The 15657-nt window shown below is 64.4% G+C and carries 17 protein-coding genes; 10 read left to right on the forward strand and 7 right to left on the reverse strand.

What is annotated here, in order from left to right; genetic code table 11:
* Positions 1 to 6 precede the first annotated feature (6 nt).
* Together gatA and gatC are read right to left on the reverse strand one after the other, a co-directional pair.
* Entirely contained in the window at positions 7 to 1461 is a 1455-nt protein-coding gene (gatA, locus tag D107_RS0104090) for an Asp-tRNA(Asn)/Glu-tRNA(Gln) amidotransferase subunit GatA (RefSeq protein WP_018865859.1), read from the reverse strand.
* A gap of 81 nt (positions 1462 to 1542) precedes the next feature.
* Positions 1543 to 1830 carry an Asp-tRNA(Asn)/Glu-tRNA(Gln) amidotransferase subunit GatC gene (gene gatC / locus D107_RS0104095; RefSeq protein WP_018865860.1) on the reverse strand — a complete coding sequence of 96 codons (288 nt, stop codon included), beginning with the start codon at positions 1828 to 1830 and terminating at the stop codon, positions 1543 to 1545.
* Between the two features lie 140 nt (positions 1831 to 1970).
* Here gatC and D107_RS0104100 point away from each other — a divergent pair, with 140 nt between their 5' ends.
* From D107_RS0104100 to rnd, 5 genes are all read left to right on the forward strand, one after another.
* Positions 1971 to 3017, forward strand: a complete 1047-nt coding sequence (locus D107_RS0104100) for a rod shape-determining protein (protein ID WP_018865861.1) — start codon at positions 1971 to 1973, stop codon at positions 3015 to 3017.
* A gap of 222 nt (positions 3018 to 3239) precedes the next feature.
* Positions 3240 to 4091 carry a rod shape-determining protein MreC gene (mreC, locus tag D107_RS0104105; protein WP_018865862.1) on the forward strand — a complete coding sequence of 284 codons (852 nt, stop codon included), beginning with the start codon at positions 3240 to 3242 and terminating at the stop codon, positions 4089 to 4091.
* Entirely contained in the window at positions 4088 to 4579 is a 492-nt protein-coding gene (mreD, locus tag D107_RS0104110; RefSeq protein ID WP_018865863.1) for a rod shape-determining protein MreD, read from the forward strand. The genes mreC and mreD overlap by 4 nt, the downstream gene beginning before the upstream one ends.
* Positions 4580 to 4677: 98 nt before the next feature.
* Positions 4678 to 4980: a DUF1244 domain-containing protein gene (locus D107_RS0104115; RefSeq protein WP_018865864.1), complete on the forward strand. Its 303-nt coding sequence runs from the start codon at positions 4678 to 4680 to the stop codon at positions 4978 to 4980.
* Positions 4973 to 6121: a ribonuclease D gene (gene rnd / locus D107_RS0104120; protein WP_018865865.1), complete on the forward strand. Its 1149-nt coding sequence runs from the start codon at positions 4973 to 4975 to the stop codon at positions 6119 to 6121. Before D107_RS0104115 ends, rnd begins: the two co-directional genes overlap by 8 nt.
* A gap of 28 nt (positions 6122 to 6149) precedes the next feature.
* Here the strand turns inward: rnd and D107_RS0104125 are convergent, their stop codons facing one another.
* Positions 6150 to 6596, reverse strand: a complete 447-nt coding sequence (locus D107_RS0104125; protein ID WP_018876027.1) for a hypothetical protein — start codon at positions 6594 to 6596, stop codon at positions 6150 to 6152.
* Between the two features lie 109 nt (positions 6597 to 6705).
* Here D107_RS0104125 and D107_RS13615 point away from each other — a divergent pair, with 109 nt between their 5' ends.
* On the forward strand, positions 6706 to 7269 hold the full coding sequence (locus tag D107_RS13615) for a SprT-like domain-containing protein (protein ID WP_231373766.1): 564 nt from the start codon (positions 6706 to 6708) through the stop codon (positions 7267 to 7269).
* A gap of 76 nt (positions 7270 to 7345) precedes the next feature.
* On the opposite strand, the gene D107_RS0104135 is transcribed toward D107_RS13615, so the two are convergent.
* Positions 7346 to 8605 carry a 3-deoxy-D-manno-octulosonic acid transferase gene (locus D107_RS0104135; RefSeq protein ID WP_018880839.1) on the reverse strand — a complete coding sequence of 420 codons (1260 nt, stop codon included), beginning with the start codon at positions 8603 to 8605 and terminating at the stop codon, positions 7346 to 7348.
* 20 nt (positions 8606 to 8625) lie between these two features.
* Here D107_RS0104135 and lpxL point away from each other — a divergent pair, with 20 nt between their 5' ends.
* A complete protein-coding gene (lpxL, locus tag D107_RS0104140; RefSeq protein WP_255349386.1) occupies positions 8626 to 9555 on the forward strand; it encodes an LpxL/LpxP family Kdo(2)-lipid IV(A) lauroyl/palmitoleoyl acyltransferase in 930 nt (309 codons plus the stop codon).
* 13 nt (positions 9556 to 9568) lie between these two features.
* Here the strand turns inward: lpxL and D107_RS0104145 are convergent, their stop codons facing one another.
* Positions 9569 to 10528, reverse strand: a complete 960-nt coding sequence (locus tag D107_RS0104145) for a mitochondrial fission ELM1 family protein (RefSeq protein ID WP_018880841.1) — start codon at positions 10526 to 10528, stop codon at positions 9569 to 9571.
* Between the two features lie 28 nt (positions 10529 to 10556).
* On the reverse strand, positions 10557 to 11228 hold the full coding sequence (locus tag D107_RS0104150; RefSeq protein ID WP_018880842.1) for a 2OG-Fe(II) oxygenase: 672 nt from the start codon (positions 11226 to 11228) through the stop codon (positions 10557 to 10559).
* A 149-nt stretch (positions 11229 to 11377) separates the two neighbouring features.
* On the opposite strand from D107_RS0104150, the gene D107_RS0104155 reads away from it, so the two are divergent.
* Both D107_RS0104155 and D107_RS13620 read left to right on the forward strand, forming a co-directional pair.
* A complete protein-coding gene (locus D107_RS0104155; RefSeq protein ID WP_018880843.1) occupies positions 11378 to 12217 on the forward strand; it encodes an FkbM family methyltransferase in 840 nt (279 codons plus the stop codon).
* A 27-nt stretch (positions 12218 to 12244) separates the two neighbouring features.
* Positions 12245 to 13363, forward strand: coding sequence for a glycosyltransferase family 4 protein (locus D107_RS13620; protein ID WP_081619358.1), 1119 nt, complete (start codon positions 12245 to 12247; stop codon positions 13361 to 13363).
* Positions 13364 to 13400: 37 nt separating this feature from the next.
* Here the strand turns inward: D107_RS13620 and D107_RS0104165 are convergent, their stop codons facing one another.
* Positions 13401 to 14654, reverse strand: coding sequence for an O-antigen ligase (locus D107_RS0104165; RefSeq protein ID WP_018880845.1), 1254 nt, complete (start codon positions 14652 to 14654; stop codon positions 13401 to 13403).
* Positions 14655 to 14823: 169 nt separating this feature from the next.
* Between D107_RS0104165 and D107_RS0104170 the strand changes: the two genes are divergently transcribed.
* Positions 14824 to 15654, forward strand: coding sequence for a hypothetical protein (locus D107_RS0104170; protein ID WP_231373768.1), 831 nt, complete (start codon positions 14824 to 14826; stop codon positions 15652 to 15654).
* Positions 15655 to 15657 lie beyond the last annotated feature (3 nt).

Here is a 15657-nt window from a genome sequence, read left to right on the forward strand (position 1 = left end):
CGATCCTCAGGCGAAGGCCGCCGGCACACGCGTGTGCCAGTCGGTCTCTTGCTGATACTGATGGGCGACGCCCAGAAGGCGCGCCTCGTCGAAGTAGTTGCCGATCAGTTGTAGCCCCACCGGCAGGCCGTCGATCTCGCCGGCCGGCAGCGACATCGCCGGCAGCCCGGCGAGGTTCGCGGCGATGGTGTAGATGTCGGACAGATACATGCTGACCGGGTCGGCCTTGGCACCGAGTGCGAACGGCAGTTCCGGGGTGGTCGGGGCCAGCAGCACGTCCACGTCCGCAAACGCGCGGCGGAAGTCGTCGGCGATGATACGGCGGACCTTCTGCGCCTTCAGGTAGTAGGCGTCGTAGTAGCCGGCGGACAGCACGTAGGTGCCGACCATGATGCGGCGCTTCACCTCGTCGCCGAAGCCCTCCCCGCGCGAGCGGGTGTAGAGGTCCATCAGGTCCTCGGGGTTCTCGCAGCGATAGCCATAGCGCACGCCGTCGAAACGCGCGAGGTTGGAGGAGCATTCGGCCGGGGCGACCACGTAATAGGCCGGCACCGACAGGTGGCTGTTGGGCAGGCCGACCTCGCGCACCTCGGCACCGCGGCCCTTGAGCACCTCGATGGCCGCGTCGATTACGCCGCGCACGCGCTCGTCGAGGCCCGCCTCGCCGAAGAACTCGGTCGGCAGCCCGATGCGCAGGCCCTTGAGGTCCTGGTTCAGACCGGCGGTGAAGTCCTCAGCCGGGCGTTCGACGCTGGTGGAGTCGCGCTCGTCGAAGCCCGCCATCGCGTTCAGCATCCGGCCGCAGTCCTCGGCGGTCGCGGCCATCGGCCCGCCCTGGTCGAGACTGGAGGCGAAGGCGATCATCCCGTAGCGCGAGACGCGGCCGTAGGTCGGCTTAAGCCCGGTAATGCCGCAGAACGCGGCCGGCTGGCGGATCGAGCCGCCGGTGTCGGTGCCGGTGGCCCCCGGCACCAGGCGCGCGCCCACCGCGGCGGCGGAGCCCCCGGAGGAACCACCCGGGACCCGCCCGGTATCCCAGGGATTGCGCACGGGCCCGTAGAAACTGGTCTCGTTGGACGAACCCATCGCGAATTCGTCCATGTTGGTCTTGCCCAGCATCACCGCCCCGGCGGCATTCATGCGCTCGACCACGGTGGCGTTATAGGGCGAGACGAACGGATCCAGCATGCGCGAGCCGCAGGAGGTGCGCACGCCCTCGGTGCAGAAGATGTCCTTCTGCGCGATCGGCACCCCCAGCAACGGCGCTTGCTCGCCCTGGGCCAGACGCGCATCGGCGGCGTCGGCCTGCGCCAGCGCCTGCTCGGCGGTCACGGTGATAAAGCTGTTCAGTTCCGGATCGAGGCGCTCGATCCGGTCCAGATACAGCTGGGTCAGTTCGCGCGAACTGATCTCGCGGGCCTGGAGCTTGCGCACCCAGCCGGACAGGGTTTCCTGGGCCATGGTTTCGGGGACTCTTGCTGGCTAGAAGCGTGACGGATTCAACAGAACGGTGACAACGTGGAGTGGATCACGCGCGGGGGATCACTCGATCACGCGCGGGACCAGATACAGTCCGCCCTCGACGGCCGGGGCGATCGCCTGGTAGGCCTCGCGCCGGTCCGGCTCGGTGACCGCATCCGGACGCAGACGCTGCTCGGCATCCAGCGGGTGGGCCATCGGCTCGACACCCTCGATGGCCGCGCCATCCAGTTGTTCGACAAAGGCAAAGATATCGCTCAGCCCTCCCGCAAAATCCCGGGCCTGATCGTCATTCATGGCCAGACGGGAGAGATGGGCGATGCGCCGGACTTCGGAGGTATCGACGGACATGGCGGGAAGGGTCCTGTTGCGTTCAGTTCAACGGGCAAAACGGAGCGCAAACTTACCACAAAGCCGTTGTTGCCCAAACCCCGGGCGCTTGCTAGAGTCGACGGCTTTCCCGCCCGCCCACTCAAGCAGGTTTCTTCTTCATGTTCAAACGCCTCCTGGGGTTGTTCTCCAACGACATCTCCATCGACCTCGGCACCGCCAACACCCTTATCTATATGCGCGGCCAGGGCATCGTCCTGAACGAACCCTCCGTGGTCGCCATTCGTCAGGACCGCGGCCCGGGCGGCCCGCGCTCCATCGAGGCCGTGGGGATCGAGGCGAAGAAGATGCTCGGCCGCACGCCGGAGCACGTGGTAACGGTGCGCCCGATGAAGGACGGCGTGATCGCCGACTTCACCACCACTGAGAAGATGCTGCAGTACTTCATCAAGAAGGTGCACGAACGCCGGATCTTCCGGCCCAGCCCGCGCGTGCTGGTCTGCGTGCCCTGCGGCGCGACCCAGGTGGAACGCCGCGCGATCCGCGAATCGGCCTTCGGCGCCGGGGCGCGCAAGGTCTACCTGCTGCAGGAACCGGTGGCCGCGGCCATTGGCGCCGGCATCCCGCTGGACGAGGCGGTGGGCTCGATGGTGCTGGATATCGGCGGTGGCACCTCCGAGGTCGCCGTGCTGTCGATGAACGGCATCGTCTACTCGGAATCCGTGCGCATCGGCGGTGACACCTTCGACGAGGCCATCATGGCCTACGTGCGCCGCAACTACGGCGTGCTGATCGGCGAGGCCACCGCCGAGCGCATCAAGCACGCGGTGGGCTCCGCCTACCCGGGCAAGGAACTGCTGGAGATCGAGGTCAAGGGCCGCAACCTGGCCGAGGGCGTGCCGCGCTCGTTTACCCTGAACTCCAACGAGATCCTCGAGGCCCTGCAGGACCCGCTGTACGGCATCGTCTCCGCCGTGCGTACCGCGCTGGAACAGACCCCGCCGGAACTGGGCGCGGACGTTGCCGAGCGCGGCATCGTGCTGACCGGCGGCTCCGCCCTGCTGCAGCAGCTGGACCGCCTGCTGATGGAGGAAACCGGCATTCCGGTGGTCATCGCCGACGACCCGCTGACCTGCGTCGCCCGCGGCGGCGGCCGCGTGCTCGAGATGCTCGACGAAAAGCGGGTCGACTTCCTGGCAATGGAATAACCCCCACTCCGGCCACGGGAGCCCTGACTCTCCCGCGGCCGGTGACTCGGGTTACACTCCGGACCGCAACTGGTCGGCAGGATCGCGGGTACAACACGCCGCAACCCTGCCTCGTCGACGCGATCCGCAACCGGAGGTCACGCCATCAGCAAGCCGCTGTTCAGACTGGGTGTCTCGCCCACTCTGCGCCTGCTCGCGGTCATCCTGCTGGGCCTGGCGCTGATGGCGCTGGACCACCGCGTCAATGAACTGCAGTTTGTCCGCAGCACCCTGGCCACCGTGACCTACCCGCTGCAAGTCGCAGTGGACACACCGGTCCGTGCGGTCAGCCGGGTGTTCGAGTCGTTCACCCGCCGCGAGGACCTGATCACCGAGAACCGCATCCTGCGCAGCGAGAACGCGGAACTGCGCGCCCGCCAGCTGCGTTTCGAGGCCCTACAGCAGGAGAACGACCGTCTGCGGGCCCTGCTCAATACCGCGCAGCAGGCCGAGGAACGCGTCGAGATCGCCAAGCTGCTGGCCGTGGACCTAGACCCCTTCCGCCAGCAGATCGTGCTCAACAAGGGGCGCGCGGACGACGTCTACGCGGGCCAGCCGGTCATCAATGCCGACGGCGTGATCGGGCAGGTCCTGTCCACCCGCCTGACCAGTTCCGTGGCCCTGCTGATCTCCGATCCCAGCCATGCCCTGCCGGTGCTCAGCGCGCGCACGGGCCTGCGGGGGCTGGTGGTCGGGACCGGCAACCCGCAGCGCCTCGAGATGCGCCACGTCCCGCTGCAGGAAGACGTCGAACCCGGCGACCTGCTGCTGACCTCCGGGCTGGGCGGCCGTTTCCCGGCCGACTATCCAGTCGCCCGGGTCACCTCCGTCGAGCGCCCGCAGGGCCAGCCCTTTCTGAGCATCCAGGCCGAGCCGCTGGCGGCGCTGGACCGTTCCCGCGAGGTCCTGCTGCTGTGGACCGAGGGCATCATGCCGGGCATCGCCCCCCTTGAACTGGATGAGGATGCGGAGGCAAGGCCGGGCGCATTCACGCCGGAACCCGAGCCGGACGACAACGCGCCGGCAACGCCATGACCCGCGCCATCGGCATCCCCTGGCCGGTGGCGCTGACCCTGCTGGCGGCCCTGGCCCTGGCCATCGTGCCAATCCCCGAGACCCTGCGCCCCGCGCGGCCGGAGTGGCTGGCACTGGTCCTGATCTACTGGGCCATGGCGTTTCCGACCCGCGTGGGCATCCTGACCGCCTTTGTCGCCGGCTTGCTGCTGGATACCCTGATGGGGCAACTGCTGGGGCAGAATGCCATCGCCCTGGCGGTGATCATCTACATCGTGCTGCAGATCCATCCGCGCCTGCGGGTGTACCCGGTCTGGCAGCAGATGATGGTGGTCGCGATCCTGATCGCCCTGTACAAGCTGCTGGCCCTGTGGCCCCAGGGGATTACCGGTTTTCCACCGGACCGGATTACGTACTGGGCCCCGGTGATCACCAGCGCCTTGCTCTGGCCGCTGATCTTTTTCCTGCTGCGCGACGTGCGCCGGCGCTGGCTCCTGCACCTGACCTGAGGGAGGCGGCGATTCGTGCACATACCCGCGCCCGGCTCGAAGCAGCGTGAACGGTCACGCATACTGTGCCCCGCCAACCCGAAACAAGGAGCCCTGCCATGGACACGAACAAGCAAACCGAGATCGAGGCCGCCGTATTCCGCCGCCTGCTGCAGCATCTGGACGAGCGCAAGGACGTGCAGAACATCGACTTGATGAACCTGGCCGGCTTCTGCCGCAACTGCCTGTCCAAATGGTACGTGGCCGCCGCCGAGGAACGCGGCGAGTCGATCGACTACGAAGGGGCGCGCGAGATCGTCTACGGCATGCCCTACAGCGAATGGAAGGCGCGCTACCAGCAAGAAGCGACCCCCGAGCAGAAGGCGGCATTCGAGGCCAGCCAGAAATCGCACGATGCATGATCATGGCCTGATCGAGACCCCGGAGGCCCTGCAGGGCTTTCTGGACACCATCGCCGGGACCGACTGGATCGCGCTGGACACCGAGTTCATGCGCGAGAAGACCTACTACCCGCGCCTGTGCCTGATCCAGCTGGCCACCCTCGACCAGATCGCCTGCGTCGACCCGCTACGGCTGGATATGGGCCTGCTCGAGCCCCTGCTGTTCGATGCCGGCGTGACCAAGGTCTTCCATTCGGCATCGCAGGATCTCGAGGTCCTGTATCGCGAGCTCGGGCGCGTCCCCGCCCCGGTATTCGATACCCAGATCGCCGCCAGCATGCTCGGCTACGGCGAGCAGATCGGCTATGCCAACCTGGTCAAGGCGATCCTCGACCGCGACCTCGACAAGAGCCAGACCCGCACCGACTGGTCACGCCGCCCGCTGAGCGAACAGCAGATCCACTACGCCGCGGACGACGTGCGCTTTCTGGCCACGGTGTTCATGCGCCTGCTGCATGAACTGGAGAGCCACGACCGCATGCACTGGCTGCGCCCGGAGATGGAGGCGCTGAGCAACCCCGCCCTGTACGAACCGGATCCCGACGGTGCCTGGCAGCGCGTCTCTGGCGTCAAGCGGCTCAAGCCGCGCGAGCGCGGCGTGCTGAAGGCCGTGGCGGCCTGGCGCGAACGCGCCGCACAGGCGAGTGATCGCCCGCGACGCTGGATCCTGGCCGACGATATCCTGATCGACATCGCCCGGCGCACCCCTCAGGACACCGCGGCCCTGCACCAGCTGCGGGGCTTTCCCGACGGCATGAAGCCGCCGCGTCAGGAAGAACTGCTGGAGGCGATCCGCGAGGGCCAGGCCCTGCCGCGTGAGGAATGGCCACAGCTCCCGGAGAAGGCGAAGCTCACCGAGGCCGAGGAGGTCCTGGCCGACATCGGCATGGCCCTGCTGCGCGAATGCGCGCGACGCAACCAGATCACCGCCGCCGCGATCGCCCAGCGCAAGGATGTCATCGAGTTGCTGAAGGGGGACGGCACAACCGGCCGCCTGGGCAGCGGCTGGCGCCACGAGATCGCCGGAAAGACCATCGCCCGCTGGTTTGCGGGCGATGGCGAACTGGCACGTACGGAGGAGGGCTTGCAGATCCGCCCGTGAGCATCGAACGGGCGGATCTGCGGGGCGGTCAGGCCGCCTTGTAGATCCCGCGACGCGGCGAGCTCAGCCGGCCCTGGCGCTTCAGGTAGGCCAGGGTCTGGCTGATGTTCTTGGTATCCAGGCCGATCTTCTCGGCCTCGGCCTTGATCTCCTTGATACCCATCTCCGGCTTTTTCGCGACAATCTCGCACAGCTTCTGGCTGATCGACTCGCCTCCGGCGCGCCGCCCGCGACGACCACCGCCGGTGCTGGCGGCTCGGCCCACACGGCCGCCCAGTTCGCGGATCTGGCGCTCCAGCTCGTTGAGCTCCTTGCGGTGGCGCGCCAGCATCTCCTTGCGCTTTTCCATCAGCTTCTCGCGCTTCTGGCGGCGCTCGGCCTCCTTGCGCTCGGCCTCTTCCTTTTCCCGCTGGCGCGCGAGGGCGTAGAGTTCTTCGGCTGAAAGATCGGAGGCCTTCTTGTTATCCATGCTCATACAGAACTCCCGGATGCTGAAAATCGATTCAATGACAGGTTTGGACGACAGGGGTTCGCGCCCCCTTACCATTCTCTAATACTTAGCCACGGCAGAATAATACGAACCCATGGAACGATGCCAGAAAGATTATAAGAATGCGCAGGAAATACAAGCGTCCGCTCGCACTCTTTCTCCTCAAAAGAGAAAGCAGATATGTGACGAGGTGGCACGGCTGTATCATTTGATCGAAGGCACACCGGACAAAGACCTCCCGGCCATTCGATTTGATCTGAAAGGCCGGGCAGCCGGGCAATGGCGCCTGAGAAAGAATGCGGAAACCCTGCGCTTCAATCCGGAAGCCTTCAGCCTGGAATGGGATCAGCATTTTCCCGAAACGGTGGCGCACGAGGTGGCCCACTCGCTGGTCTACCGCGCCCACGGCATACGAAGGGTTCGGCCCCATGGCCCCGAATGGAAAGGTCTGATGCGGGCGCTGGGTTTCCCCAATCCGAGTGTCACGCATGCGACGGCGCTGACCACTCGCACGATGCGCCAGTACGACTATGTATGCGGATGCGGTCCCCAGCCCCTGAGCGCTCGCCGACACTTTCTCATTAGCAAGCGCGGCTATCGGTACCAATGCCGCCAATGCGGCCAGTGGCTGCGACGCTCCGGCAGCGGTTGCAGCTGATACCGCGCGCACCCCCGATCAAGCACACGCATCCGGGCGCGCCGGGATCATATGAAAACCCGGCACCCCGCCGTCATCATCCCGGGAAGGAATGTCGGTTCAGATACTCCAGTAAACGCGCCGTTGCACCCTGATTCTCTGCAATAAAAACGGTTGCGCGCTGCCGAATAATCTCGCGTCGGGACTCATCCTCCCCCAGCCACGCAGCCATCCGCGCGACCGCCTCCTCGGCATTCCTTGAACGCCATAGCAGATCCGCGGCCTCCATGCGTTCCACCAGAAGTTCAAAGTTGTCGACATGCGGCCCCATGACGACCGGACAATTCCACAATGCGGCCTCCAGCGGGTTGTGGCCGCCAACACCGACCAGTGACCCCCCAACAAAGGCGACATCGGCCAGGCCAAAGAAACGTTTCAACTCCCCCAGCGTGTCCAGCAGCCAGAAATGCGTGGCGGCATCCGGCACACCTTCGCTACGGCGAACGAAGCTTTGCCCGGAACGTTCCAGCAAGTCTGCCACTTCGGGAAACCGCTGCGGATGGCGTGGTGCCACGATCACCAGAAGGCGTGGATACTCGGCGCGCAAGGCGTTCAGCCCCGGCAGCAATTGGGCCTCTTCGTCGGCATGGGTACTGGCGAGAATCACCACCGGGCGCCCGTCAACCACCGGACGCAGAGACCGGACCTCCTGGCGATCGTCCTCCTCGATGTGGATGTCGAACTTGATATCGCCATTGACCGTCACGCGATCGGGCACGGCCCCAAGGGCGACGAAGCGCTCCCGGTCCAGCGCATTGCGACAGGCAATCCAGTCAAATCCGCTCATGGCCGGCGCGATCAGCCGCGGGATCCGGGCATAGCGTCGGGCCGAACGTCCGGACATCCGGGCGTTCGCCAGCACGACCGGCACCGCGGCACGCCGCGCCTCCGCCAGCATGTTCGGCCAGATCTCGGTCTCCATGACCACGATGGCGCGCGGTCGCACGGCACGCAGGAATCGGCGCTGCAGCCAGGGCAGGTCCAGTGGCAGGAACCGATGCATGACCTGACCACCGAGCCGCTCCGCCAGCATGGCGGCCCCGGTCGGCGTCGTGGTCGTCACCAGGATGCGCCGCGGCCCGGCGTCCAGCAGCCGGCGAATCAGGGGTTCCGCCGCCAGCACCTCGCCGACCGATACCGCATGAATCCAGATCTCGGCCGGCTCCGGCGCGCGCGCCCAGCCCATGACCTCGCCCAGCCGGACACGCACCGAAGCCCGACGGCTGCGCAAGCCGTGGCGGATCAGCAACAAGGGGGTCAGCAACGCAAGCAGCGCCGTGTAGACTACGCGGGTCATTCGCAGGGAGACTCCGATCCGTGACGGCACGGCCCGAACCATCGAGCGCGACCGAACGCCCACCCCGCGGTCCCACCACCTGGCCCATGTGGGCGGTCATCGGCCTGGCACGGCTGGTCATCCGGCTGCCCATCCGCTGGCAGCAGGCACTCGGCCGCGGCATCGGGCGACTGTTCTACCGCTTCGGCCGCGAGCGTCGTGCGATCGCCCGCACCAACCTCGAACTGTGCTTTCCCGACCAGTCCACCGAGCAGCGCGAACAGTGGCTGCACGAGCACTTCGAGGCGGCCGGAATGGGGATCCTCGAGATGGCCATGGCCTGGTGGGGACGCGACACGCAACTCAAGGGACATTACACAATCCACGGGCTGGAACATCTGGACAGGGCACTGGAGCAGGGCAAAGGGGCCCTGCTGGTCAGCGCCCATTTCACCACACTCGAGCTCTGCGGGCGCCTGCTGGGCCTGCACCGGGACTTTGCCGCGATGTACCGGCCCAGCGAGCGCCCGCTGATCAATTACCTGTTCAAGGTCAACCGCGACCGGCACACGGCGGGCGTGATCGCCCGCGACGACGTGAAGGGCCTGCTGCGCACCCTGCGCAACAACATGCCCGTGTGGTACGCGCCCGACCAGGCCACCAGCGGGCGCCAGACCGAACTGGTCCCGTTCTTCGGCGAACCCGCGAACACGCAAACGGCCACCCATCGCATCGCCCGGGTCAGCGGCGCCCCGGTCCTGCCCTTCTTCGGCTACCGCCGGGACGACGGCCACTATGTCGTGACCATCCACCCCCCGGTGGAGGACTTCCCCACCGAGGACGCCTACGCCGACACCCTGCGCATCAACCACATCATCGAAGAAGCCGTGATGGACGCCCCGGGCCAGTACTTCTGGACCCACAAGCGCTTCAAGAAGCGCGCGGGCATGCCCGACCCTTACGCGGGCTGAGGCTCGCGCGCGATCAGTCTTCCAGACCCAATTCGCGGCGGATATGCGCAGCCACCTTCGGCGTGTCGTTGACCGGCGCGTAGGACCACTGATCGAGCGCCCCGGTGAACGGTCGGGTCACGCCTTCCGCCTCCAGGGCAGAGTGAAAGGCCTGCAGGCGACGGCCGAGCGGCCCCAGGGCCACCGTGTATACGGGGACACCGGTCGCCGCCGCCTCCGAGACCATTGACACGGAATCGGCACTGACCACGATATGGTCGGCTGTTGCCAGCATTTCCATAAAGGGGTTCTCGCCCTGCCCGTCCCAGACAAACCCGGGAACATCCGCCAGCCCCTCGACCAGTCGTCGCGTACTGGCCGCGCCCGTCCGCCGCGAGGGCGTGACCAGCACACTCCCCCCGGAGGCTTCTGCGGCCGAACGCAGGTCACGGATCAGGGCATCCAGTCGCTCCTGCCCCAGGTCACCGCGTTGGGTCGCGCCCCCGATCAGCACCGCGATCCAGGGCCGTGGAAACGCCGCCCATGCGGCCCCCAGATCCGTGCGCGCCGACTCCAGCCGCTCGATCGTCACCCGGTGCAGGGCGCCACGCGTCGCAATCACGTTGGGGCCGGCCAACCCATCGTGACGCGGCGGCACCACCCAGTCGAAATGGCGCGGAGAGATCTGCGGGTCCTGCACATGCACAGTCATGATGGCGCCACGACTGGCGCGCTTGAGGGCGACGGCAACCGTGGCGCTCCGCCGCCCGCAAGAGATCAGCAGGCGTGGCCAGGGGGGCTCCAGAGCATCACTGCCAGCGGTCAGGCCCCGCAGCACACCGGGGGCAAAGGAGCCGGGCATCCAGCGCCAGGGGCGTCGCAGCCCCACCGTCTTGTGCTCGTAGGGCAGCCCGACGGCCTCGGCCAGGCCACGGACCTGACTGGTCATCCCGGCCTCGCCGGTGGTCAGGGTCCAGCACGAGATCTCGTTCACAGCCAAGCGGCCCGCGTCCGGCTTTCGCTCAAGCGGGCACACCCCGCTGCACAGGGGTATCCGGCGAGGCCAGTTCATGGCGATTGCGCCACTCTTCGGTGACGTAGTTGATGATCAGGGACCGGCGTACACCTTCAAGCGGGCGCCGATGATAGCCGTGCCAAGTGTTGTCGGCCGGCACAAATACCAAGGCGCTGTTATACGTACCGGGGGCGGTCTCGTAGTGCGTCTCGGCGTCCACGTACACATCCGTGCCCCAGTTCTCGTAGCCCGGATCGGTGGACAGGTACAGCAGCATGGTGAATTTCTTCACACCCAGGTCCGTATGCGGTGCCAGCCAGAAACCCTCGGTATCCAGGCAGTGCTCGATACGCAAGTAGTTGCCGCTCACGTCCACGCCGCACACCTCAAAGATCGCATCCAGCACCTGCGGACTCTCGAAGGCCGCCGCAACGCTCTCGCAGACCTCGAAGGCCTTCCGATTCTCGGCGTCGAAGAAGCGCCGGGAACTGTTGTGCGTCTCGCGCTTGCCTTCGGTATCGCCGATCGCCGGCGGCTCGAACGGCAGCGCCTCCACCGCTCGCGCAGCCGCCTCCGGCAACACCGCCTGCGGATACCAACGCCGGTACGGGTATCCCTCCGACGATGCCCGCCGCAGCGATGCCTCGACCTGCTCTGCCACCTCTGCGACCGGGCTCATGCCTTTCCTCAAAAAATTCGGTATTAGAACTAGCGATTGTAAAGCAACGGGTACAGCAGCCAAAACTTCTGAACGTCCGAGCTGCTAGAATTCAGAGTCTTTACAAGCCGCCCACGCCGTGATGCGTGGCGCCCCGGACAAGGCGATCCATGACATCCAGACCCGACCCGAAGCCCTTCGCATTCGGCAACCATCGGCCCGAAAAGCGGGCGCTTCCATTCCTCTGGATCGTTCGCATCGGACTCGCTCGCGGCGAACTTTCGCGCGGGTTGCGCAGGTTGTGGATGCGCTGGTTCGACCACGTGGTAGATGTCGAGGCGAGGGGGATTCGCTATCGCCTGAACATCGGGGACAACGTTACCGATGCCAAGATCCTCCTGTCTTCCAAAAAATACGATCAGACCGAACTCGAGCATCTTGCGCGCGCATGTTCGGGGGGCACATTCGTCGATATAGGTGCCAACACGGGTTACTACAGCCTGCAGGTTGCTGCTTCCGGGGCACGGCAGGTCCTTGCAATCGAGCCCAACCCGCCCACCTTCGAGCGCCTGGCATTCAACATCAACTGCAATCCATTCGCGAAGACAGTTCGCGCCCTCAAACTTGCCATTGGGCCCAAGGGGCGTGCAGCCCTGCATCAGACGCAAACGCTCGGATCGGCCTCATTGATAAAGATGGATCCCCACGAAACGGGCGCGACCGAGGTCGAATCCAGCCCACTCCTCGATGTCCTCGGAGCCGAAGGCATCACCCAGATCGACGGGTTGAAGATCGACATCGAAGGATACGAATACCAGGCGCTCGAGCCCTTCTTCAGGGACGCGCCCCGCTCGCTGTACCCGCGCTGCATGGTCGTGGAAAAGTGCCACGAGCATACCTGGGAGCAGGACGTCATCGACCTTCTCCGGGCCCACGGCTACACGGTCACTGCACAGACGCGCTCCAACGCGATCCTGCACCGAGAAGAATCCAGCCCCACCAATGACTGACCCCAGGGCACGCCAGCACAGCAAATGATGCGTTCAATCCTGCAAGTAGTTCCGGCCCTTGAATCAGGAGGTGTCGAGCGCGGCACCCTGGAGATCGCCCGGGCAATCCACGCCGCTGGTCATCGGTCCATAGTGATGTCTGGGGGTGGACGACTTGTAACATCGCTGGAATCACAGGGAAGCGAACACATTACATGGCCCGTTGGCAGAAAATCGCTACGATCCCTCCGCCTCGTGCGGCCATTACGCAACTTCATACGCGCGCAACGCATTGATCTGATTCATGCTCGTTCCCGCGTTCCCGCCTGGATTGTCTGGCGAGCATTACAGGGGATGCGGCCTGATGAACGCCCCGCGTTTGTTACAACCTTCCATGGATTTTACAGCCCAGGACGCTACAGCTCGGTCATGACGCGAGGGGACGGCGTAATAGCAGTCTCCAACAGCATCTCGGAATACATCCGCAACAATTATCCGGCCTGCCCGCCGGAATGCGTTCACGTAATCCATCGTGGGGTCGACCCAACGGAATTCCCCCATGGTTATACACCTACAGACGATTGGAAGAATACATTTCTTCAGTCGCTTCCAGCGAACGCCAGAAACCAGGCATTAATCACCCTTCCCGGGCGCATCACTCGATGGAAAGGGCAACTGGATTTCATAGACGTGATGGACGGGCTCATACGAGAGGGCCATCCCGTACATGGCATCCTCGTTGGCGGGACCGAAGCACGCCGGCGGCGCTACGAACTAGAGATCCGTAGAGAAATATCGGAAAGGCAGCTTGATAGCCATATTACATGGCTGGGGCAACGCTCAGATTTGCGCGAAATCATGTCCGTTTCATTCGCCGTACTATCCCTCTCCCGAGACCCTGAAGCCTTCGGCCGGGTCTCCCTTGAAGCGTTGTCCCTCGGCCGGCCCGTCGCTGCCTATGCTCACGGAGGTGTTGGTGAGCAGATGTCAGCCCTGTTCCCGCAGGGCAGCGTCCCACCCCGCCATCCCAAAGAAGCTGTTCGCATACTGTCCGGCTGGCTGACGAATGCTCCGCCACCAACCCCGGCCCCACTAACCCGCTTCACCCTGCAGCAGATGCAACAGGAAACTCTCGGCGTGTACGCCAGCTTGCTGGCTCCAGAATAACACCGGCCGGGCGCCCACACCCGGATGAAACAGCACATCAAGAGGGCCGCCCCCGAACAACTTCCCGATGGTTTCCGTGTATTAGCGGCGCCAGGGCAAGTGCTAACACAAGCCAGAGAACCGCCGCGGTATACGAGCTATAGACTGTCCAATGGACATTCACTGGATTGAGAGCGGAAAAAATGGCTACCCCCGCAGTCACCAGCAGCGGAACATTCACCTCGGTGGCTCTAGCGTTACGCCACAACGCGAGGAGAACGCCGAGCAAGGCCGTCAAATAGGCAACAAGCCCAACCAAACCCGTGGAAACCCATACATCTAGAAAATACAGATGGACGTGCGAGAAGGGCATATCGGCATACCCCCTCTCTTTCGCAACTGGCTCCACGCCACGCACCCCCACCCCAAGTAGCGGCTCATCTTTGACCACCCGCCAGGAAGCCAGCCAGATGGTGCCCCGCTGAGCGGTCGCCGCATCCAGTCCCTCAACGCTCAGATCCGCCATGCCGGAGATCACGCCCAGACGATCACGGGTTTCGGGAGAAGCCCAAAGGGCGGCTGCCACACCTAGGGCCAGAGCCGCTAGCAACGCGAAAATCGTGCGCACTCGCAGGCGATAAAACCAGACCAGAAAAACTCCGTACGCAGACAGCGTAATAACCGCCGCCAACATGCTTGCGCGCGACCCCGAAAGCAGGATGGCGATCACGACCACCAGAGGCAGAAACGCTGCGAGCCGGTTGGACGAGGACAGCCGTCGAGACGCCTCCAGAACAAATGGCAGGAGATGTGCCAGCACAATCCCCAAGCGCATATTCGGATGGAACAGACCGTCAATGCGACGACCGTCGTATGGGTAGCCGAAGATGTTACTGCCTGAAAGGAATTGAAGAATCCCATCCAGGGACCAGAAAACCGCAAGTGCCAGCACTGCGTACAGAAGCGTGTTCGTCAAGTCGCAGCGGCGAGCCACCCAAAGGAGCGGGATGATGGAAATTGCAAAGAGGGGGTAAGTCATTGCGGTGCGCATAGCGCGATCAAAATCAACCGCAACAGTCAAAGCGAGTAACTGAGGTACCCAAAGAGCCAGCAAAAGCACCAGCGCCCATCGGACCCATCGATCCCGCCATAGCGCCCCAAGGTGCGTAACAAGCAGCCCCATGCCCGCAAGAGCAAGGATGGCCAGAGGAACAAATACCCCGGTACCAAACGGCAAAAGGAAAAATGCCAGCGCCACAAGTCCAACCACAGACACGAGGCGCCAGTCGCGCTGCCCAACTACTCCGTCCATACCCCGCGCATCCTTAGTCCAATCTGCAGGCAGCGACACACCATACCGGAAGATCCCCCATCCATCCTCTTGAAGGGCCTGACACCTAGCGGTCTTTAGGCGACAATTCGTGGCTGGACCTCACGAGCGGCAACAGCATAATCACTCGTCCCACAAGGATTTCCAATCCATGGAACAGAAAAGCCGAAGCCCCGATCCCTCCGCATCGCGCCCCAGACAGGTGCTCTGCATGAAATGGGGGACTATGTACGGCCCTGAATACGTAAACCGGCTGTATGCGAGTGTGCGTCGACAGGTGAGCGGCCCTCTGCGTTTCGTTTGCCTTACAGACGATTCGGAGGGCATACGCGAAGAGATCGAGACGCACCCGTGCCCCGAGATCGAAATTCCGGAACCATGGCGCAATACGACGTGGCGAAAAATGGCGCTTTACCTCGAGCCCGCGTCGCTCTCAGGTCTGGAAGGGGAGTGGTTATTCCTCGATCTGGATGTCGTTGTGACCGGGAGGCTCGACCCGTTGTTCGACTACGAAGCTGATCACCCGTTCGTGGTCATGCAAAACTGGACCCAGCGCGGCAAGGGCATCGGAAACACCTCGGTTTTTCGGTTCCGGATGAACACCCACGGCTATTTGCTCGAGAGGCTTCTTGACGACTTTCCACACTATCTCGAGCGTTACCGTAACGAGCAGACCTTCATCAGCCGCGAGATCGACTCGCTGCAGTTCTGGCCGGATGCCTGGTGTGTCCTGTTCAAGGTGCATTGCGTACCGGCCTGGCCCATGCGCCTTTGGCGCACGCCCGCGATCCCCGAAGGCGCAAGGGTGGTTGCATTCCCCGGTTCGCCGAACCCACCGGACGCGCTCCAGGGCAAGTGGCCAGAAAAGCGCTGGAGAAAAAGGCTCTACAAGAAGATTCGACCAGCCAGCTGGATCGACACCTACTGGACCCGGTCAGAAGAGCTCCTGGCCCAAGAATCCAGGGAATCGACTGAAGACTGACCA

It is taken from the genome of Thioalkalivibrio sp. ALE30, assembly GCF_000377465.1.
GTDB lineage: Bacteria > Pseudomonadota > Gammaproteobacteria > Ectothiorhodospirales > Ectothiorhodospiraceae > Thioalkalivibrio.